Origin of the sequence: Paractinoplanes maris (genome assembly GCF_023544465.1) — a bacterium.
Classification (GTDB): Bacteria; Actinomycetota; Actinomycetes; order Mycobacteriales; family Micromonosporaceae; genus Actinoplanes; species Actinoplanes maris.
The window spans coordinates 364,405-383,014 of record NZ_JALPVL010000003.1; the positions used below are offsets into that span (position 1 = coordinate 364,405).

19 protein-coding genes are annotated in these 18,610 nt (G+C 71.1%); 15 read left to right on the forward strand and 4 right to left on the reverse strand.

Annotated elements, in window-relative coordinates; all coding sequences use genetic code 11:
• Nucleotides 1-6: 6 nt before the first annotated feature.
• The 5 genes from NAG42_RS10795 (at nt 7) to NAG42_RS10815 (ending at nt 3,845) form a co-directional block, all read left to right on the forward strand.
• Nucleotides 7-504, forward strand: a complete 498-nt coding sequence (locus NAG42_RS10795; protein WP_250029986.1) for an AAA family ATPase — start codon at nt 7-9, stop codon at nt 502-504.
• An 89-nt stretch (nt 505-593) separates the two neighbouring features.
• Complete coding sequence (locus tag NAG42_RS10800) at nt 594-1,343, forward strand: ABC transporter ATP-binding protein (protein ID WP_250029988.1); 750 nt, start codon at nt 594-596, stop codon at nt 1,341-1,343.
• Nucleotides 1,343-2,071, forward strand: coding sequence for an ABC transporter permease (locus tag NAG42_RS10805; protein WP_250029990.1), 729 nt, complete (start codon nt 1,343-1,345; stop codon nt 2,069-2,071). The genes NAG42_RS10800 and NAG42_RS10805 overlap by 1 nt, the downstream gene beginning before the upstream one ends.
• Nucleotides 2,072-2,091: 20 nt before the next feature.
• Nucleotides 2,092-3,243 (forward strand): sensor histidine kinase, encoded by a 1,152-nt coding sequence (locus tag NAG42_RS10810; RefSeq protein ID WP_250029992.1) that lies wholly within the window; start codon nt 2,092-2,094, stop codon nt 3,241-3,243.
• On the forward strand, nt 3,240-3,845 hold the full coding sequence (locus NAG42_RS10815) for a response regulator transcription factor (RefSeq protein WP_250029994.1): 606 nt from the start codon (nt 3,240-3,242) through the stop codon (nt 3,843-3,845). Before NAG42_RS10810 ends, NAG42_RS10815 begins: the two co-directional genes overlap by 4 nt.
• Nucleotides 3,846-3,863: 18 nt before the next feature.
• Here NAG42_RS10815 and NAG42_RS10820 read toward each other — a convergent pair whose 3' ends face one another.
• The 3 genes from NAG42_RS10820 to NAG42_RS10830 form a co-directional block, all read right to left on the reverse strand.
• Entirely contained in the window at nt 3,864-5,216 is a 1,353-nt protein-coding gene (locus NAG42_RS10820; protein ID WP_250029996.1) for a glycoside hydrolase family 43 protein, read from the reverse strand.
• Nucleotides 5,213-6,073: a family 43 glycosylhydrolase gene (locus tag NAG42_RS10825; RefSeq protein WP_250029998.1), complete on the reverse strand. Its 861-nt coding sequence runs from the start codon at nt 6,071-6,073 to the stop codon at nt 5,213-5,215. The genes NAG42_RS10820 and NAG42_RS10825 overlap by 4 nt, the downstream gene beginning before the upstream one ends.
• 72 nt (nt 6,074-6,145) lie before the next feature.
• Entirely contained in the window at nt 6,146-7,279 is a 1,134-nt protein-coding gene (locus tag NAG42_RS10830; protein WP_250030000.1) for an AI-2E family transporter, read from the reverse strand.
• A gap of 90 nt (nt 7,280-7,369) precedes the next feature.
• Between NAG42_RS10830 and NAG42_RS10835 the strand changes: the two genes are divergently transcribed.
• The 6 genes from NAG42_RS10835 to NAG42_RS10860 all read left to right on the forward strand — a co-directional run bounded on the left by NAG42_RS10835 (nt 7,370) and on the right by NAG42_RS10860 (nt 14,492).
• Nucleotides 7,370-10,189: an ATP-binding protein gene (locus NAG42_RS10835; RefSeq protein ID WP_250030002.1), complete on the forward strand. Its 2,820-nt coding sequence runs from the start codon at nt 7,370-7,372 to the stop codon at nt 10,187-10,189.
• A 200-nt stretch (nt 10,190-10,389) separates the two neighbouring features.
• Nucleotides 10,390-11,676: a hypothetical protein gene (locus tag NAG42_RS10840; protein ID WP_250030004.1), complete on the forward strand. Its 1,287-nt coding sequence runs from the start codon at nt 10,390-10,392 to the stop codon at nt 11,674-11,676.
• 132 nt (nt 11,677-11,808) lie between these two features.
• Nucleotides 11,809-12,246, forward strand: coding sequence for a hypothetical protein (locus tag NAG42_RS10845; protein WP_250030006.1), 438 nt, complete (start codon nt 11,809-11,811; stop codon nt 12,244-12,246).
• A 94-nt stretch (nt 12,247-12,340) separates the two neighbouring features.
• On the forward strand, nt 12,341-12,676 hold the full coding sequence (locus tag NAG42_RS10850) for a dihydrofolate reductase family protein (protein ID WP_250030008.1): 336 nt from the start codon (nt 12,341-12,343) through the stop codon (nt 12,674-12,676).
• Nucleotides 12,677-12,756: 80 nt separating this feature from the next.
• Nucleotides 12,757-13,704, forward strand: a complete 948-nt coding sequence (locus tag NAG42_RS10855; protein ID WP_250030010.1) for an ATP-binding cassette domain-containing protein — start codon at nt 12,757-12,759, stop codon at nt 13,702-13,704.
• Nucleotides 13,701-14,492: an ABC transporter permease gene (locus NAG42_RS10860; protein WP_250030012.1), complete on the forward strand. Its 792-nt coding sequence runs from the start codon at nt 13,701-13,703 to the stop codon at nt 14,490-14,492. Before NAG42_RS10855 ends, NAG42_RS10860 begins: the two co-directional genes overlap by 4 nt.
• Before the next feature lie 6 nt (nt 14,493-14,498).
• Here the strand turns inward: NAG42_RS10860 and NAG42_RS10865 are convergent, their stop codons facing one another.
• On the reverse strand, nt 14,499-14,840 hold the full coding sequence (locus NAG42_RS10865) for a hypothetical protein (RefSeq protein ID WP_250030014.1): 342 nt from the start codon (nt 14,838-14,840) through the stop codon (nt 14,499-14,501).
• Between the two features lie 120 nt (nt 14,841-14,960).
• Between NAG42_RS10865 and NAG42_RS10870 the strand changes: the two genes are divergently transcribed.
• From NAG42_RS10870 to NAG42_RS10885, 4 genes are all read left to right on the forward strand, one after another.
• Nucleotides 14,961-15,653: a DivIVA domain-containing protein gene (locus NAG42_RS10870; RefSeq protein WP_250030016.1), complete on the forward strand. Its 693-nt coding sequence runs from the start codon at nt 14,961-14,963 to the stop codon at nt 15,651-15,653.
• Between the two features lie 52 nt (nt 15,654-15,705).
• Nucleotides 15,706-16,521, forward strand: coding sequence for a hypothetical protein (locus NAG42_RS10875; protein ID WP_250030018.1), 816 nt, complete (start codon nt 15,706-15,708; stop codon nt 16,519-16,521).
• A 38-nt stretch (nt 16,522-16,559) separates the two neighbouring features.
• A complete protein-coding gene (locus NAG42_RS10880) occupies nt 16,560-17,687 on the forward strand; it encodes a DUF3500 domain-containing protein (protein WP_250030020.1) in 1,128 nt (375 codons plus the stop codon).
• Nucleotides 17,688-17,777: 90 nt separating this feature from the next.
• Nucleotides 17,778-18,557 carry an SIMPL domain-containing protein gene (locus NAG42_RS10885; protein ID WP_250030022.1) on the forward strand — a complete coding sequence of 260 codons (780 nt, stop codon included), beginning with the start codon at nt 17,778-17,780 and terminating at the stop codon, nt 18,555-18,557.
• Nucleotides 18,558-18,610 lie beyond the last annotated feature (53 nt).

The window sequence follows — 18,610 nt, forward strand, 5'->3', positions numbered from 1 at the left end:
GTCGCGATGTCGAGGATTCTGCTGACCGGCATGTCCGGCACGGGTAAGTCGTCGGCCCTGGCCGAGCTCGCCCGGCGCGGATACCGCGTCGTCGACACCGACGATCCGGGCTGGCGCGAGTATCACGAAGACGCCGGCTCGTCCGACGAGCTGCACCGCGGTGAGTGGCTCTGGGCCGAGGACCGGATCACCGAGCTGCTCGACGCCGACGACGGCCGCTCCCTCTTCGTCCAGGGGTGTGTGCGCAACCAGTCGAGGTTCTACCCCCGTTTCGACGCGGTCGTGCTGCTCAGCGCCCCGGCCGAGGTGATCCTGGACCGGGTCGCCCGCCGGACGACCAACGACTACGGCAAGACCGCGGTGGAACGAGCGATGATCCTGGACGACCTGACCCACGTCGAGCCCCTGCTCCGGGCCGGCTGCACCCACGAGCTGGATGCCACGCGCCCCCTCGACGAGGTCGTCGCCGCCCTGGTCGCGATTGCCTCGCCCCGCCAGTATTGAGTGCGGCGCGGAGGCCAGGACATTTGTCACCGCGGACCGGGTATCCGTGGCTCTGCTCCCCTCGTCCCTGCTTTTCTAGCGTGGACGGTATGAATGCCGTTGCGGTACACCTGTCCGGAGTCACCCGGCGCTTCGGCGCCGTCCGCGCTGTCGACGATCTCGACCTCACGGTCGAGGCCGGCACTGTTGTGGCCCTGCTCGGCCCCAATGGCGCCGGTAAGACCACCACCATCGCGATGATGCTGGGTCTGGTCCCAGCCGACACGGGCACCGTGACCCTGTTCGGGGGGCCGGTCAGCGACGCCGTCCGAGCCGGCCGGGTCGCCGCGATGTTGCAGGACGCCGGTTTCGTGCCCGGTGCCACCGTTCGTGACGTGGTCGAACTGGCTCGCGCGCTGTATCCGCATCCGCTCGGCACCGGGTCGATCCTCGCCACAGCCGGCCTCGAAGGCCTGGCGAGCCGGCGCGTGGACCGGCTCTCCGGCGGCGAATCGCAACGCGCCCGGTTCGCGTTCGCCCTCGCCGGTGACCCGGACCTGCTCGTGCTCGACGAACCCACCACGGGCATGGATGTCGCCGCCCGCCGGCAGTTCTGGGCCGCCATCCGCACCTACGCCGCCGACGGTCACACGGTGTTGTTCAGCACCCACCAGCTGCACGAGGCCGACGATGTCGCCGACCGCGTCGTGGTGCTCACCGCCGGCCGCATCGTCGCCGACGGCCCGCCCGCGGAGATCCGGGCCCGGGCCGGTGTCAGCACCTCGGACAGTTTGGATGCGGCCTTCCTCGCCCTGACCACCGAGATGCCGGCGACCAAGGCCGCCGAAACGGAGCACTGATGCGCGCCTACCTGACATTCGAACTGCGCCGGCTGGTCCGCGACCCCCGGGTGATGTTCTTCTCCGTCATCGGACCGGTCGCCACCTATCTGATCTTCTCGGGCTGGTCCGCGGGCGACCGCCTCGAAGGCCTGGCCGCGCCGGTCGCCGTCATGATCGGCCTGGCCGGGTACGGCGCCGTGGCCGGCGTGCTCATGGTCGGGTCGGCGGTCTCCCAGGAGCGCGCCGCCGGCTGGTTGCACCAGTTGCGCGTCACCCCACTGCCATCCGGGCAGGTCGTCGCCGTGAAGGCCCTGATCGGCTCGATCACCGCCGTCCCACCGGTGATCACGGTAGGCATCGCCGCGTCGATCCAGCACCACGTCGAGCTCAGCGCCGGCCGATGGCTCGCCCTGCTCCTGCTGATGTGGCTCGGCACCGTGCCGTTCGCGCTGCTCGGGCTGGCCATCGGCTACGGCCTGTCCCCGCAGATCGCCGTCCCGGTCAACTTCCTGACCTTCCTGGCCCTGTCGGTGCTCGGCGGCCTGCTCGCACCCGCCACCTACTTCCCGGAAGCCCTGCAGCACCTGGCCCACGCGCTGCCGACCTACCGGTACGCCGAACTCGGCTGGCGCTCCGCCGCCGGACACCTGCCGGCCCCGGCCGGGCTGGCCGTCCTCGCGGCCTGGACCGTGCTGTTCGCCGCGGTCGCGGCCTGGAGCTACCGGCGCTCCACCGCACGCCGCTGAGAGCCGATACGGTGGCGATCGTGTCCGGTTCCCTTCCCGAGCCCGTCAACCGCAGGGGGCGGCGGCGCGGACTCTTCCTCGTGGCCGCCCACACCGCATGGCTGTGGCTCCTGCTGCCGGCGGCCGCCGCGGTCGCGGACGGCCGAGTGCACCCGGCGCTACCCGCCGCGAGCGGACTGATCGTCTTTGTGCTGCTCTACCTCACGCTCGTCGCTGTACCCGTGGCGGCAGTGCCCGTCCGGCCGGCGTTGCACCACGCCGGGCTGGTTCTGCTCGCCCTGCTCGGCATCGGCTTGGCCACCGCGTACGCCGCGGAGTCGGACGGCTGGCTGACCACGCTGTTGTACGTGTGCTCGGCCGGCGCGATCGGGCTCACCCGACCAGCCCGGGCGTTCGCCTGGGCCGGCGGCAGCGTCGCCGCCGTACTGCTGATCGGCGCCGCCCACCGGCTGCCCGCCGGCGACATCCTCCCCACCGCGCTGATCACCGCACTGGCCGGCGCCTCGGCCATCGCGTTCCTGCACTTCGTCAGGCTGGTCGAGGAACTGCGTCGCACCCAGCGCGAGCTCGCCCGGACAGTCGTGGAACGCGAACGCCTCCGCTTCGCCCAGGACCTGCACGACCTGCTCGGCCACACTTTGTCGCTGATCGTGGTGAAAGCCGAAGTCGTCCGCCGGCTCACGGTGATCGACCCCCAGCGCGCCGCCGCCGAGGCCGCCGACATCGAAGGCATCGGCCGCACCGCCCTCACCGAGGTCCGCGAAGCCGTCACCGGATACCGCGGTCACGACTTCAGCCGCGAGCTCACCAACGCCCGTACCGTCCTGGCCGACGTCGGCATCGACGTCACCGTGACCGAGAACGGACACCCCCTCGGCGCCCAGGCCGACGACACCTTCCGCTGGGTGCTCCGCGAAGCAGTGACGAACCTCCTGCGCCACAGCCAGGCCACCCGCTGCGCCATCACGGTCAGCACGGACACGAGCCGATCCGAACTGATCATCAGCGACAACGGCGTCGGCGGCGAGCCCCGGCCGGGCACCGGCCTGCGCGGGCTCACCGAGCGCCTCGAACAGACCGGCGGCACACTGCAGCTCGGCGCCGCACCGGGCGGCGGTCTGCAACTCACCGCCCGCATCCCCGCCGACCGGACGGCCGCGGTGACCGGATGATCCGGCTGCTGCTCGCCGAGGACCAGGGCATGATGCGCAGCGCCCTCGCCCTCCTGCTCAACCTCGAACCCGACATCGAAGTGGTCGCCGAGACCGGCACGACCGCCGAGGCCCTCGACGCCGCCCTGCGCGTGCGCCCCGACGTGGCCCTGCTCGACATAGAGATGCCCGACGGCAGCGGCCTCGACACCGCGGCGGCGCTGCGCGACGAACTGCCCGATTGCCGGGTGCTGATCCTCACCACCTTCGGCCGGCCCGGCTACCTGCGCCGGGCCATGGAAGCCGGCGCGACCGGCTTCCTGGTCAAGGACGGCCCGGTCGAGGAGCTGGCCGCAGCCGTCCGCCGGGTCCTGACGGGCGAACGGGTCATCGACCCGGCGCTGGCGGCGGCGGCCCTGTCAGCCGGGCCCAACCCGCTCAGCGACCGCGAGCGGGACGTCCTGCACGCCGCAGTGGACGGCGCCACGGTCGCGGACATCGCCGGGCGCCTGCATCTGTCGGAGAGCACGGTCCGCAACTATCTGTCCGCCGCGATCGGCAAGACCGGCACCCGCAACCGGATCGAGGCGGCGCACCGCGCCAGATCGAACGGCTGGATCTGACGAGATTGGTCTCAGTTCTCAGTAGCCGACCCGGAAGGTGGCGTCCTGCCTGTCGGTGGCCGACGCGATGGGATCGATCCGCAGCACGTTGTTCGCGTGGCGCAGATAGCGGTCGGGGAAGTTGTACGACCGGAACGACGCCCAGGAGGCGTCGGCCAGCCCGGCCACCTGGGTGAAGGTCGCGTCCGCGCGGAACGTGGCCGTGCCGTCGCCGGCCGCCAGCACCAGGGCGTAGCCGGCGTGCCGCAGATACATCGACGGGAAGTTGACCGACCGGAACGAGACGCCGGCCGGGTCGGCCAGCCCCGGGACCAAAGTCCAGAGCTGATCCTGGTACGGGTCGAAGGGGTACACGTCGATGCGGGCCACGTTGTTCGCGTGCCGCACGTAGCGGTCCGGGAAGTTGTACGACTTGAGGCGGCGCCACGACGGCGTACCGAAATGGGAGGTCAGCCCGGAGAGCTCGGCCGCCGTGATCGGCGTGATGCCCAGGTGTTTGGAGTTGAGCGGCTGCGTGTACGAGCGGTCGTTCAGCAGGCTCCAGGAGCCTCCCGGAATGCTGGTCGACTGCCAGCAGAAGAACCGGCCGTTGGGGCTCCAGGTGTCACCCCACATGTGCCAGGTGTTCGCCGTGTTGGACTTGACGATCTGCGGCGCCTCGACGCCCCGGCCGGGTGTGATCGCGCCGGTGTGGACGCTGAAGCTGCCCGGGTTGAACGAGCTCGACCGGGTGCCCAGCAGCGTGCTGTTGGTGTTGTTCTTGTAGTACATGTAATTCACCCCGCCGACCGTCGCGAAGGTGCCGTCGATCGCGTCGTAACCGGGGTCGAAGAACACCTGCCCGCTCGTGGCGGTGACAAAATCGGCGGTGTAGCTGACCATCAGGACGTTGTGCCCGCCGACCACGGCCGAGTAGACGACCGCGTACTGCCCGCGGCCCGGATCCCACACCGCTTCGGGCGCCCACGCGTGGGTGGCCAGGTTGTGCACCTTGAGGAGGCGGTAGTTGCGGAACGTCCGGAGGTCGGCCGAGTCCCAGACGTGCAGATACTGACTCTGGTACGCCCAGTCGGTGCCGTTGAGGTCGGTCGCCAGCACGGCGAACGTGCCGTCCTGCTTGCGCAGGATGAAGGGATCGCGCAGGCCGCCGCTGCCCAGGGCCGGGTCGGCCACCGGGTTGTTCTGGTTGAGCGGTGTCCAGTTGAGCCCGTCGGAGCTGACCGCCAGGTGCAGGTTATAGCTGGCCGCGGCCATCGTCGGCGACTCGGTGAAGTAGGCCATGGCGTAGCCGGTGTAGGTCGCGGCCAAGGCGGGGGCCGGCCGCACGAAGGCACCGAGGACGGCGGCGCCCAGGATCGTCCGGCGTCTCATCGCGCGATCGCCGTCCCGTGCCGGCACCCGGGGCAGGCGACCGAGGTCAGCCCGGTCCACGTGTTCAGGTCGCTGCTGGTCGCGGTGTAAATGCCGCCGCCGGTGCTGTACCGGTCGACGTAGATGCGCCAGCCGCCGTTGTCCAGGCGGACGAGCGACGGACCCTCGTACCCGGAACTCCACAGCCGTCCCCGGTTGACCCAGCCCTCGGTGAGGTTGGCCGTGGTCGTCCAGTGCTCGATGTATTTGCCCGTCTCGTCCTTGGTGAACGCGTGCCAGGTGCTGCCGGACTTCACCACCGAGGTGTCGATGTGATTGGTGCCGAGGCCCCACATCCGGGCCGGCCCGCTCCAGGAGCTCAGTGCCGAGTTCTGAGCCGTGTAGACGTACGGCCGGAAGCAGTCGGCGCAGGTCGTCGCGGCCACACTGGCGATGATGCGGACGGTGTTGCCCTCGACGTAGAACTCCGGCGCCCAGGTGAAGCGGGTGTTGGCGATGCCCGACGGCACGCTGGCCACGTTCGTCCAGGTGGTCAGATTCGTGCTGCTCGCGACGTTGAAGTACGTCGAGTTGGTCGTCCAGGACTGCACGGTGTACGCGATGTAGTAGCGCCCGTTGTACTTCAGGATGCTCGGGTCACGCAGGACACCGGTCGGGCCGTGGAAGTTGGTGTCGGCCAGCACGCTGTAGCTCGTGCCGCCGTTGGTCGACTGGTAAAGCCACAGTTCCTCGTCGGCCTGGGCGTCGCCCTTGAACGTGGCGTAGACCAGCGTGGTGGCCCCGAGAGCCGGGGCCGGGACGGTGAGAACGGTCGCCAGTGCGAGGAGGGCGGCCAGACAGCTATTGATGATCTTCATTGCGCTCCCTTCGTGGTGAACGTTAACATCGGGGTACGAAAAAGAGGAAGGGGCGCACCCCTTCCTCATTGCTCAGACCGTGGTGGCCGGCTCCTCGCCCGGACCCGGCTCCGGTGGCACGTCCGGCTCGGGCTCGGGCGGGTCGTCGCTGAGTTGCTCGCGGACATAGACGTAGACCACCGAGATCAGCGCGGCCACCGGCACGGCCAGCAGGCTGCCGATGATGCCGGCCAGGCCGCCGCCGAGGGTCACCGCGAGCAGCACGACCGCCGCGTGCAGACCCAGGCCGCGGCTCTGCACCATGGGCTGGAAGACGTTGCCCTCCAGTTGCTGTACCAGAATGATGATGCCGAGCACGATCAGCGCGTCGACCCAGCCCTCCGACACGAGCGCGATCAGCACGGCCACAAATCCGGCGAAGAGCGCGCCGACGATCGGGATGAAGGCCGTGATGAAGGTGAGCACGGCCAGCGGCAGCACCAGCGGCACGCCGACGATCCACAGGCCCAGGCCGATGAAGACCGCGTCGAGCAGGCCGACGAACGCCTGCGACCGGACGAAGGCGCCCAGCGTGTCCCAGCCCCGCGCGGCCACGGCCGGGACGTCCTCGGCGAGCCGGCCGGGCAGCTGGCGCGACAGCCACGGCAGGAAACGCGGGCCGTCCTTGAGGAAGAAGAACATCAGGAACAGCGCCAGCACCGTGGTGATCAAGCCGTTGACCACCGTGTTGACGCCGGTCAGGGTGTAGTTGACGATGTTGCCGGCGCTGGCCTGGATGCGGTCCACGGCCGAGTCGAAGGCGCCGGTGAGGTCGTCGTCACCGAAGTTCAGCGGCGGGCCGGACGCCCACTCGCGCGCGCTCTGGATGCCGTCGACCACCTTGTCGGCCAGCTCGCCGGACTGCGACGCCACCGGCACCGCGATCACGACGATGATGCCCGCCATCACGGCCAGGAACAACACGGTGACCACCCCGGCGGCCAGCGCGGGCTTCCAGTGCCAGCGATAGCGCAGGAACCGGGCGATCGGCCAGGTCAGCGTGGTCAGCAGCAGCGCCACCACGATCGGCCAGATGATCGACCAGGCCCGGCCCATCAGCCACAACACGACGTACGCCATGAGCAGGACGAGCAGCGTCTGCGCCGAGAGTAAGGCCGAGGTCCGTAACGCGGACCGCGCCTTGTCGGGGTTGAGCTTGGCAGGCATGCCGCTCACCTTAGAGAGCACCGCGCTCATCCGCTGGGCTACTCCCCCGCGATCACGCGATCATTTTGTCCCCGGACAAGAATGGGGCCCATGCCGTACGGGGTTCTGGGTCCGACACTCGCCGGCCCGGCCACCGCGGCGGGTGGGGCCCGGCTGCGCGCCCTGCTCGCCCGGCTGCTGCTCGACGCGGGCCGCGTGGTGCCCCTGCCCCGGCTCATCGACGATCTCTACGGTGACGAGCCGCCCGCCGGAGCCGTCAACGCGGTGCAGTCCAACGTCTCCCGCCTGCGGCGCGACATTCCCATCACGTACGACGGCTCGGGGTACCGGCTCGAGGCCGAACCCGACGAGGTGGACGTCCACCGCTTCACACGACTGGCCCACGCCGGCCGGGACGCCCTGCGGGCGGGCGATTTCGCCACCGCGAGCTCGACGCTGACCGACGCCCTCGCGCTCTGGCGTGGTGAGGCCCTGGCCGACGTACGATCGGCGCCCTTCGCCGCGGCGGCGGCCGACCGCCTCGAGGAGCGGCGGTGCCAGGCCGTCGAGGACCGGATCGAGGCCGAGCTGCACCTGCGGCCGTCAGCCGACGCGGCCGGCGAGTTGCGATCCCTGCTCGCCTCGTCGCCGTTGCGCGAGCACACCTGGGCCCTGCTGATGCGCTCGCTGGCCGCCGGTGGGCGCCCGGCCGAGGCACTGGCCGTGTTCCAGGAGGCTCGGCGGGTGCTGGCCGACGAACTGGGCGCGGACCCGTCGGCCGAGCTCAGCGCGGTGCACACCGCCGTCCTGCGCGGGGACACCGGGTCCACCGGCCTCCGTCTGCCGGCTCAGCTGACCAGCTTCGTGGGGCGGGAGGAGGAGCTGGCCCGAGCCGGGGAGGCGCTGCGGTCGGCCCGGCTGGTGACTCTGCTCGGGCCGGGCGGGGCCGGTAAGACGCGGTTGTCGCTGGAGGTGGCGGCTCGGCAGCCGGGCGACGCCGTCCTGGTCGAGCTGGCCGCCACCGGGCCGCAGGACGTGGCGCGGGCCGTGCTGGACGCGCTCGGCCTGCGCGGCACGGGATTGCGCGACCGCGGCGCCGGGCCGGAGACGGTCGACCGGCTGCTGGCCGCACTGTCCACCCGGGAGCTGTTGCTAGTGCTCGACAACTGTGAGCACGTCATCGAGGCGGCGGCGACGCTGACCGGCCGGCTGCTCGCCGCCTGCCCGGGGTTGCGGGTGCTGGCCACGAGCCGGGAGCCGCTGGGCGTCACCGGTGAGGTGCGGATGCCGGTCACGGGTCTCCCGGTCGAGGCCGGCGTGCGGTTGTTCACCGAGCGGGGCGCGGCCGCGGCCGGCTTCGCCCTCACGTCGCAGGACGAGGACGCGGTGCGCCGCATCGTTCGTACGCTGGACGGGTTGCCCTTGGCCCTGGAACTGGCCGCGGCCCGGTTGCCGGTGCTGCCGGTCGACGAGCTCGCCCGCCGCATGGACGACCGGTTCCGGGTGCTGTCGCGGGGCAGCAGCACGGCCGCGTCGCGGCACCGGACGCTGCAGGCGCTGGTGGCGTGGAGCTGGGATCTGCTCACCCCGCCGGAACGACTGCTGGCGCAGCGTTTCACGGTCTTCAACGGTGGCGGCGGGCTCGACGCCGTCGAGCAGGTGTGCGGGCTCGGCGACGACACCCTGGACGTGCTCGACGGCCTGGTCAGCAAGTCCCTGATCGAGCGGGACGGCGCGCGCTACCGGATGCTGTCGACGATCCGGGCCTTCTGCGCCGGCCAGGGCCCGGCCCCGATCGCCGAGCACGCCGCCTACTTCCTCGCGCTGGCCCGCACCGCGGACGCCCACCTGCGGGGCCCGGACCAGCTGGCCTGGCTCGACCGGCTGGACGCCGACCGGGACAACCTGCACGCGGCGATCCGGCACGGTCCCGACGAGATCGCCCTGCGTCTGGTGGCGGCGCTGTCGTTCTACTGGTGGCTGCGCGGCGCCCGCGGCGAGGCGTCGGCTCTGGCCCGCGAGCTGCTCGACCGGGTCGGCCCGGTGGCGCCGCCCGGGCTCGTCGAGGAACACGTGCTGTGCAAGCTGAACGCCGGGCTGTCCGGCCCGTTCCAGCCCCACCCGGCCCGCTATCTGGAGACCCTGGACGATCCACCCACCCAGCCGTTCCTGCTTTACCTGTCGGCCTTCGCGGCCGGACCACCGACGGCGTCGTACGACGACATGGTCGAGCTGCAGGACAGCGTGCGCGCCCGGCTGAGCAACTCACCGTGGAGCGTGTCGCTGGCGTCGGTCGGCAGCGGCTGGATCGCCGTGTTCCGCGGGGATCACGAGTGGGCCGGCCGCGAGTTCGCCCGGGCCCTGGTGGGATTCCAGGCGCTGGGCGAGCGCTGGGGCACGATGCTGGCGCAGTCCGGCCTGGCCGAGCTGGCCGTCGCGCGCGGCGAGCACGAGGCGGCCCGCGCCCCGATGGACGAGGCACTGCGGCTGGCCGCCGAGCTGCGCTCGCAGGTCGACCTGGCCGAGATGCTGCGGTCCCGGGCCGACGCCCGCCTGCTCACCGACGACCCGGCCGGTGCCGCCGCCGACTACGCCGAGTCGATGTCGCTGGCCACGGCTTGCGGCGCCCCCGAGGTGGTCGCGTCGTCCCGCCTGGGCCAGGCCCGCCTGGCGCTGCAGCACGGCGACCATGCCACCGCGCGCGCCCTGGCCCGGACCGCCCTGGCCGAGTGCCCCACCGGTTGGTACACCGCCGACGGCGTCCGCCAGACCATCATGCTCACCCTGGGCCGGGCCGCCGAAGCCGCCGCCGACCCGGCCGAGGCCGCCCACTGGTACCGCCAGGTGACCCCCGGCGCCGCCGGCCCCGACGGCGCCAACATCGCCGCCGAAGCCGCCTCGGCCCTGGCCGCCCTGGAGAACCCGAACTAGTTCGCAGCCACCGCCTCCAGTGGCGTCCTGACAAGCGGACGACCGACTCGTTCGGGGTAGTCCGACCCGGGAACGCGCCGCGATGAACGACCACCATGGCCGGCCCCGGCGACCTATGGGCCGCCTGCGGGTCGTCCGGCAGGGTGTCGATGTCGCCGTCACCAGGCGACCCGACTCACGCCGCGACAGGAAGTTGAATCATGCGAGCCGTCATCCCGCGACTTGTGGCCGCCGCGCTCATGGTTACCGGCCTGGCCGTTCCCGCCGGACCAGCGCACGCCGCCCCGCAGGCAATCCTGATCACCGAGGCGATCCCCTCGACGCCTGTCACCGAGGACGACCAGCTCTTCTTCGACAAAGCGTTCTCGTTCAACACGCCGGACGGGAAAGGGGTCATCGCCGGCACGCTGGACGGACTGGGTGAGGTCGGGGTCGACGATCAGATCCTCGTCAAGGTCACCCGCCCGGACGGCACGGAGAACACTTTCCTCAAGAACTACGAGTTCCAGCCTCCGTCAGCGCCGATCGACATCAGTCACCTGCTCGCGCCGGGCGTCAACACCGTCCGCATCGGTCTGCAGGACACGTTCGGTGTCTCGTACGGATCGACCGCTCTTTGGCTGGTCGGCGGCTCCGATCAGGGCACGGGTGTGAGCACAGTGCTGTCGCCGGACTACAAAGTGGTCCGCTGGTTCATGCCGTTGCAGGACGCCAGTGACCTCACCTTCACCAAGTGCGTGAAGCGCCTGACGAAGGCCGGAGTCCGCCTGATCGGAGTCGGACCGACCTGTGCCTTCCTTCTCAACACCGGCAATCCGGAGCCGGCCCGGGCGATGACCGCCGGCAACTGGCAGAAACTGATCAAGAAGCGCGAGTACCGGGGTCTTCTGGGGCTGCCCTCGTACAAGGTCACCTGCAGCTCCGGCGGCACCGTGACGGCGACCGAGAAGCAGGGCGAGCCCTACGTCAATTTCGGGTACACCCCGACCCCGGGTCACAAGCCGGCGCTGTACATCCCGGCCGATCCCTACGTCAACGACCCGGATTACGCGTCCAGGACCCCCACCGTCACCACCGCAGCCGACAAGCGATCGGTGCACGTGACACTCCGGGCCGGCGCGCGACTCAACCTGGCCGAACGCGGACCCGGCTACCTCGCGACGGGATACGACGCACCGTACATCTGGACCACGCTGCACGCGCGGATCGGATGCGACGGCCACACCTCCGCCACCCTGGTGTTCTCCGACTTCCCGAGTACAGCGGTGTACCAGGACGGTGTGCGGGCCCTGCGCAGGCCGCAGAACGCCGACTTCACCGGCTTCCTGACGAGCGGCGGCCATATCCCGTCCGGCCCGAACTCCGACAAGCTCCGGTCGAACTGCTTCGTCTTCGCCTTCCCCGGCGCCGACACCGAGCCGATTCCGGCCAAGCCCACCAAGGGCGACTGCGCGAGAGGCCGCCGCGACGGATTCCTGCCCGCCTGACCGGCCCGATGCGGTGAGCGCCCAGCTCCGGCGCTCACCGCGTAGCCGTTCGGCCGAGACCAAAGCGGTCGCTGCGGCGTTGATCCCCGGGGGCTCGACCGGGCCGCCGCCCGCTCGTCGAAGGAGCACACAGTGCGGTCCCTTGTTCCCCGTACGCTCAGTGGTCTGATCGCCGCCGGTGCCGGCCTCAGTGTTGCCGCCCCGCCCGCGGCCGCCGCCGACACCACGAAGTTCCGGCTGGCCGCCGGCAGTGCCGTCGCGAACGGGACGTACGAATACCGGACGAGCCTGCAGCAGGTCGAACCACCCTTCCGGATCACCGGCACGCTGATCGGGCGTGACCGGTTCCGGTGCGCCGTCGTCCAGGTCGCTCGAAGCGGTCCCGCCGACGGCCTGGAGTGGCGCACGTTCGGGCGGCACTGCGGCCCCGGCGCCACCCGTTTCCGGGTCGAGGCCTCCTATCTGTTCCGGGGCGTCAAGCCCTCGGTGCGGCTCTGCGCCGGCCGCAACCCGGCCCAGGCCGAACAGGGCCGCCAGTGCGACGTGTACCAGCCGCCGGCCGAACGCTGATCCAGGAAACTTCCGGAGCCGATGTCGGACCGGGCGGCCGCCCTCGGGCCTCGACCCGAACGCGCTCGACGAGTGGAACCGCCGGACGATGCGCATGCCGGCCACCGTGATCTCCTCGACGCTGACCGGCACCCTCGGCTGGCCGGACGCGACCATCCTGCGGGGCGACGCCGTGGAGATCGTCACCCGGCTCAAGCAGGAGTCGGACGTGCCGCTGCGCTCGCAGGCCAGCCTGTCGCTCAACTGGGCCCTGATGGCCGCCGGCCTGGTCGACCGCCTCCAGGTGACCATCTTCCCGGTCGTCTCGGGCCGCACCGGCACCAGCCCGATCCTGGGCGGTGCCGGCGACTTCGACCTCGAGCTGCTGGAGCAGCGGACACTCGAGGGCCGCACCCAGGAGCTCGTCTACCGCCCCACGGTCCACCGGTAGCGCACCCGGGTCAGCTCCGGTCACCGCTCTCGTCAGCGGCTCGTGCGTGGCTCGTCAGCGGGGCCCAGCAACCTCGCGGCATGACTGACATCGCCATCGCGGCCGAGGGGCTGCGGAAAACCTACCGAGGGGTGGCCGCGCTCGACGGGTTCCGGCTCAGCGTTGCCGCCGGGACCGTGTGCGGGCTGCTCGGGCCGAACGGTGCGGGCAAGACCACGGCCGTCCGGATCCTGGCCACCCTGCTGAGCTTCGACGACGGCCACGCGACGGTGGCGGGCGCCGACGTCGCGGGCCGGCCCGATCTCGTACGGGAACGCATTGCTCTCACCGGGCAGTATTCCGCCGTGGACGGCTCGCTGACCGGGCGCCAGAATCTCGTGCTGTTCGGCCGTCTGCATCATCTCGGCCACCGGGCCGCCCGGGCCCGCGCCGACGAACTGCTCGAGCAGTTCGACCTGACCGATGCGGCCAACCGGTCCGCCACCGAATACTCCGGGGGCATGCAGCGCCGCCTAGATCTGGCCGCCAGCCTCATCCGCGCACCGCAGGTGCTCTTCCTGGACGAGCCGACCACCGGACTCGACCCGCGCAGCCGGAATCAGGTCTGGGACACCGTACGCAAGCTTGTCGCCGACGGCACCACGGTGCTCCTGACCACGCAGTATCTCGACGAGGCGGACCAGCTGGCCGACCGCGTGTGCGTGGTCGACACCGGGCGCGTGGTCGCCGAGGGCACCCCGGACGAGCTCAAGGCGGCCATCGGGGCCGACCGTCTCGAGGTCGTCATCCGCGAGCACGACCGGCTGCCCGACGCGGTCGCTCTCCTGGAGCGCATCGGCCCGGTCGAGGCCGACCCCGACACCCGCCGGCTGCGGGTGGCCGTCACCGACCGGGTGGCGGCGCTCGTCCGGGCCGCGCAGGCCCTGCGGGACGCGGCGATCACCGTCGACGACCTCGGCGTCCGCCGTCCCACGCTCGACGAAGCCTTCTTGAGCCTGACCGGCCACCGCACCGAGGAGACCCGATGACCACCGCCACCACCGCCATCGCCGACGGCTGGGTGATGACCGGCCGCTATCTGCGGCACGTCGTCCGCGAGCCCGAGCAGATCGTCATCTACTTCTCCCTGCCCATCATGTTCGTCCTGGTCTTCGGCTACGTGTTCGGCAGCGGCATGGCCGTCGGCGGTGACAGTTACCGCGAGTTCCTGCTTCCCGGCGTCTTCGTCATGACCCAGCTGTACGGGCTGGGCGCCACCGCCACGGCCATCTCGCTCGATATCGGCCGCGGTGTGGTCGACCGCTTCCGGTCGATGCCCACGGCGCGCTCGGCCCTGATGGTCGGCCGCAGCACCGCCGACCTGACCCGGGCCCTCCTCGAGATGGCGGTCCTGGTCATCTGCGGCCTTTTGGTCGGCTGGCAGTGGCATCGTGGCGCCGGGCTCGCGCTGGGCGCCATCGGCCTGATCCTGCTGCTGCGGCTCGCGCTGACCTGGGTCGGCATCTTCCTGGGCAGCGTCGTCAAGAACCCGGACACGGTCAGCCTGATCGTCTTCCCGCTGGCGTTCCCGCTGACCGCGCTGTCCAACGTCTTCGTCCCGCCCGACCAGATGCCGGCCTGGCTGGGCGCGGTCGCCGCCTGGAACCCGATCTCGGCCACCGTGGCCGCCGCCCGCGAACTCTTCGGCAACCCGGTGACGGGCGGTGGTTCGTGGGCGGCCGAGCACGCCCTCGCGCTCGCCGTGGCGTGGCCGCTGCTGTTACTGGCCGTCTTCGCGCCGCTCGCGGTGCGTCGCTATCGGCTGCTGGGGCGGTGAGCGGGCTCAGCTGTCGCGGCGCATCTGCCAGGCGTCGCCGATAAGTTCTTGCAGCCGCGCACCGGTTACCTCGGGTAGCCGCAGCATCACCAAAGGCAGGCCGTCGTACGCGGGAACGGTGAAGAACAGCTCTGGTTCACCGAGGACCAGAGCCTGTTTCTCGGCCTCGTCACCGACGTAGAGAACCGCGATGTCGGTGCGGATGACCCGCGGCTTACCCGGCTCACGCTGCGGATACGACCAGATGAAGCCCCGGTTGAGCACGCGGAAGTCGAATCCCTCGCTGTCGATCTCGACCACGTCGGCCAGGGCGAGAGCCAATCGGCGTACGGCGTCGGCGTCAGCCACCTCGAACCTTTCGCGGGTGTTGGGTCGGCGACTGATGCTATGACACCCGAGCGAGCACCGAGACTCTGTGCGTAGGATGCGGCGGCACGGTACGAAACAGCAGGGGAACCGAGGAGCACGATGCCGCTAACTCCAGCCGACGTTCACAACGTGGCGTTCAAGAAGCCGGCGATCGGCAAGCGCGGGTACGACGAGGAGGACGTCGACGCGTTCCTGGACGAGGTCGAGCAGGAACTCCTCCGCCTCCTCGAAGAGAACCGCGCTCTGCACGACCAGGCTCAGCGGCCCGGCCCGAGCGGCCCCGCCGCCGGTGGGCCCAGCAACCGGGCGATGGAGGCCGAGCTCAACGACCTGACGGCCCAGCTCGGCCGGCTCCAGGAGGCGCGCGCCCGCGCCGAGCAGAACGCCCGCAGCATGCAGACCCAGCTCGAGCGGGCCCGGCGCGAGACGCCGGCCGGTCCGCCGCCGTCGGCCGGTGACGGGCCCGACTCGCCGGTGCTGATGATGGCCAAGCGCACCGCCGACGACCACATGCGCGACGCGCGCAACGAGGCCGACTCGTTGATCGGCGGGGCCCAGTCGGAGTCCGACAAGATCACCAGCGACGCTCAGCTGACCGCCGGCACGATCGAGAGCGACGCCCGGCGCAAGCACACCGAGGCGATGAACGGCCTGGTCGACAAGCGGGCCCAGCTCCTCGACGAGATCGACAAGCTGGGCCGGCTGGCCCAGACCTATCAGCAGGCCCTGGGTGACCACGTCCAGCGGCAGCTGCAGGAGCTCGACAGCGCCTCGGGCCGCGACCTCGACTGACCTCATGCGCGCCGTGGCCGGCGCACCCGGCCGGCCACGGTAGATTCGCCCGATGAAGACGGTCAGCCGCCGGCTCGCGCTGTGGCGGGCGGATCTCGAGGCCGGGGTGTGCGCGGCGCCCGAGGAGGCTGCCGAGGCGCTGCACGAGCACGACACGGTCATCGTGGTGCTCGACAACCGGCAGACGTTCGAGTGCGTGCTCGAGCAGGACGTCGAGTGGCAGCTCACCGGTCTCAGCTGGCCGATCGGCTATCGGCCGGGGGTGCTGGTCACCGTCACCTGGCATCCCGGCCGGGGTGACTTCGTGATCCGGCCCGAGCCGCTGGACGAGCCGTTGCGCGTCGACGGGGTGGACTACTTCTATGCGTACGATCCCAAGGTCGTCACCCGCGACTACGAGCCGGACAAGTCGAACCGGGCGAAGGTCCTGCACACCGTACGGAAAATGGGCCGGGTCTTCGAGGACGGCAGCGCCGTGCTGAGCGAGGATCTGCTGAGCAGGCGATCGGGTCTGGGCCGGGGCGCCAAGGCGGCGTTCCTGCTGCGCAACGCGGTCGACCAGCTCATCCGCGAGGGCTTCCTGACCCGGGTCACCGGCAGCGTCGACCCGGCCGGCCATCCGTCCTACCCGGCGGTCGAGGGCGAGGCCCTGACCGAGATGGTGTTCTACGCCCCGATGGTCGAGCCCATCCCGTTCGAGTCCCATCGCGGCGACCACTGGGTCAGCGGCTTCATCCGCAAGCTGCCCCGGGGCGCGCAGCCGTCCGAGAAGCAGATGGCGCTCTATCGCGAAGCCGTCGAGAACGAGGGCATCGGCCCGCTGGCGCCCGGCTACACCTTCGTCAAGAAGCACCACCGCAACGGGTGAGCGCGGATCGGCACCGGGGGGCCGATAGATTGGCGCTCATGGTGCAGGACGTGGCAGCCCGGATGGCCGAGGCCGCGCAGAGCTGGCTGGAGCGGCTGACCGACGACCAGCGAGCCGTCGCCGTCGGCCCCGGGCCGTCCGCCGGCGCGACCGACGACGAGCGCCGGCGCTGGTTCTACACCCCGACCGACCACGGTGGCCTGACGTTCCACGAGCAACGCCCGGCGCAGCAGCAGGCCGCGATGCGGCTGGTGGCCTCGGGATTGTCCCGCCCCGGCTTCGTCACGGTGGCCACCACCATCGGCCTGGAGAACGTGCTCGACCACACCGAGGGCTTCGTGACCCGCTTCGACCGCGAGCGGGGTCGCGACCCGGGCCTGTATTACCTGCGGGTCTTCGGCACTCCGGGCGACCGCGGCATGTGGGGCTGGCGTTTCGGCGGCCACCACGTGTCGCTCAACAACCTGGTCGTGGACGGCGAGCTGGTCTCGACGACACCGTGCTTCATGGGTGCGGATCCGGCCGTCTCCGAGTTGCTGGGCGGCGCGGTCAACCGGCCGTTGGCCCGGGTGGAGGATCTGGCCCGCGACCTCGTCCGGTCCCTTGCGCCCGACCTGGCCCGGCGCGCGATCCTCTCCCCCAAGGCTCCGTCCGACGTCGTGACCGGCAACCGGACGAGCATCGCCGAGGGTGACCGGGTGATCCCGCTGGCCGGTGTCTGGCGCGACGAGCGGTTCCCCGACCCGGCCGAGTGGGCCAAGCTGCAGGCGGCGAGCGACGCGATCGACGCGGCCGCCGGATTTCAGGAGGGTGAGCACCAGTCGCTCGAGTACACCGCGCGGCCGAAGGGCGTTCCCGGCGCCGACCTGCCGGTCGCGCAGCGTGCGGTGTTACGGTCGCTTTTGAGTACGTATTTCGGGCGGGTGCCGGAGTCGGTCTCCCCGATGGCGAGGTATGACGATGCCGCGCTCGACGCCGTGCATGTCGCGTGGGCGGGCTCGACCGAACCGGGCGCGCCGCACTACTACCGGGTGCAGGGTCCGCGCCTGCTGATCGAGTGGGACAACACCCAGCGCGACGCCAATCACGCGCATTCGGTCTGGCGCGACCCCGAGAACGACTTCGGCCTGGACGTCCTGGCCCAGCACCGCCGACACCACCACTAGGTCCCACCATCCCGATATGGGACATATAACCTAAACGGCGTGAAACAACGTCTAACAGATCTCGCGTGCGTTGCCCTTACCGCCCTGGTCGTGCCTACGTCCCTGATCGGCGGGGGTCCGGCTGCTGCCTCAGCCGCCCCGGCCGGCTCAAGTGCCTCAGCCGGCGCGGCCTCAGCGGTCGCGACATCGGCCCGCCGTGCGGTCGCCGCGCCGGCCGCCGATCAGCTGTGGGAAAGCGTGTCGGTCACCGGCTCGGGTGCGGCGTTCGGAGTGCCGGACACGCTCGAGGCCAGCTTCGCGGTGGAGGTCAGCGCGCTCACGGTCGGCGAAGCCATGAAGCGGGCCACCGCGGCCGCCACTCGCATGCGCGACTCGCTCGTCCGCGGCGGCGTGGTCGCGGCCGATCTCCAGACGTCGAACGTCAGCGTGACCTCGACCCGCAAGGACGACGGCAGCATCACCGGCTACACCGTGAACCAGGGGCTCACCGCGAAGATCCGGAAGCTGTCGCGGGGCGGTGCGCTCATGTCCGCGGCCATCGCCGCCGGCGGCGACGCGGCCCGGCTCAACGGCGTGTCGTTCGGCATCGAGAACGACGCCGCGCTGCTCGCCGAAGCACGGAAGAAGGCGTTCGCCGACGCCCGCGCGAAGGCGGAACTGTATGCCCGCGAGGCGGGTCGCCCGCTCGGCCGGGTGGTCAAGGTGAGCGAGGCCAACCCCAGCTACTGGCCGGCGGCCGGCCAGGACCGCTACGCCTCGGCCGACTCGGTCCCGCTCGAGCCGGGCCGCCAGCGAGTGACCGTGACGGTCACGGTGGAGTGGGTGCTCGACCCCGCACCGGCGACCAAGCCCGGTGCGCCGCGCAGCTGACCACAACGCTGCCGGTCAGGCGGCCGGCTGAGCGCGGCGACCGGGCCGGGTGG

Coding starts and splice junctions, on each gene's coding strand:
- NAG42_RS10850 (WP_250030008.1), top strand. CDS start 12,341: ATGCCGGCCACCGTGATCTCCTCGACGCTGACCGGCACCCTCGGCTGG.
- NAG42_RS10830 (WP_250030000.1), bottom strand. CDS start 7,279: ATGCCTGCCAAGCTCAACCCCGACAAGGCGCGGTCCGCGTTACGGACC.
- NAG42_RS10835 (WP_250030002.1), top strand. CDS start 7,370: ATGCCGTACGGGGTTCTGGGTCCGACACTCGCCGGCCCGGCCACCGCG.
- NAG42_RS10825 (WP_250029998.1), bottom strand. CDS start 6,073: ATGAAGATCATCAATAGCTGTCTGGCCGCCCTCCTCGCACTGGCGACC.
- NAG42_RS10875 (WP_250030018.1), top strand. CDS start 15,706: ATGAAGACGGTCAGCCGCCGGCTCGCGCTGTGGCGGGCGGATCTCGAG.
- NAG42_RS10860 (WP_250030012.1), top strand. CDS start 13,701: ATGACCACCGCCACCACCGCCATCGCCGACGGCTGGGTGATGACCGGC.
- NAG42_RS10820 (WP_250029996.1), bottom strand. CDS start 5,216: ATGAGACGCCGGACGATCCTGGGCGCCGCCGTCCTCGGTGCCTTCGTG.
- NAG42_RS10880 (WP_250030020.1), top strand. CDS start 16,560: ATGGTGCAGGACGTGGCAGCCCGGATGGCCGAGGCCGCGCAGAGCTGG.
- NAG42_RS10805 (WP_250029990.1), top strand. CDS start 1,343: ATGCGCGCCTACCTGACATTCGAACTGCGCCGGCTGGTCCGCGACCCC.
- NAG42_RS10800 (WP_250029988.1), top strand. CDS start 594: ATGAATGCCGTTGCGGTACACCTGTCCGGAGTCACCCGGCGCTTCGGC.
- NAG42_RS10840 (WP_250030004.1), top strand. CDS start 10,390: ATGCGAGCCGTCATCCCGCGACTTGTGGCCGCCGCGCTCATGGTTACC.
- NAG42_RS10795 (WP_250029986.1), top strand. CDS start 7: ATGTCGAGGATTCTGCTGACCGGCATGTCCGGCACGGGTAAGTCGTCG.
- NAG42_RS10870 (WP_250030016.1), top strand. CDS start 14,961: ATGCCGCTAACTCCAGCCGACGTTCACAACGTGGCGTTCAAGAAGCCG.
- NAG42_RS10815 (WP_250029994.1), top strand. CDS start 3,240: ATGATCCGGCTGCTGCTCGCCGAGGACCAGGGCATGATGCGCAGCGCC.
- NAG42_RS10855 (WP_250030010.1), top strand. CDS start 12,757: ATGACTGACATCGCCATCGCGGCCGAGGGGCTGCGGAAAACCTACCGA.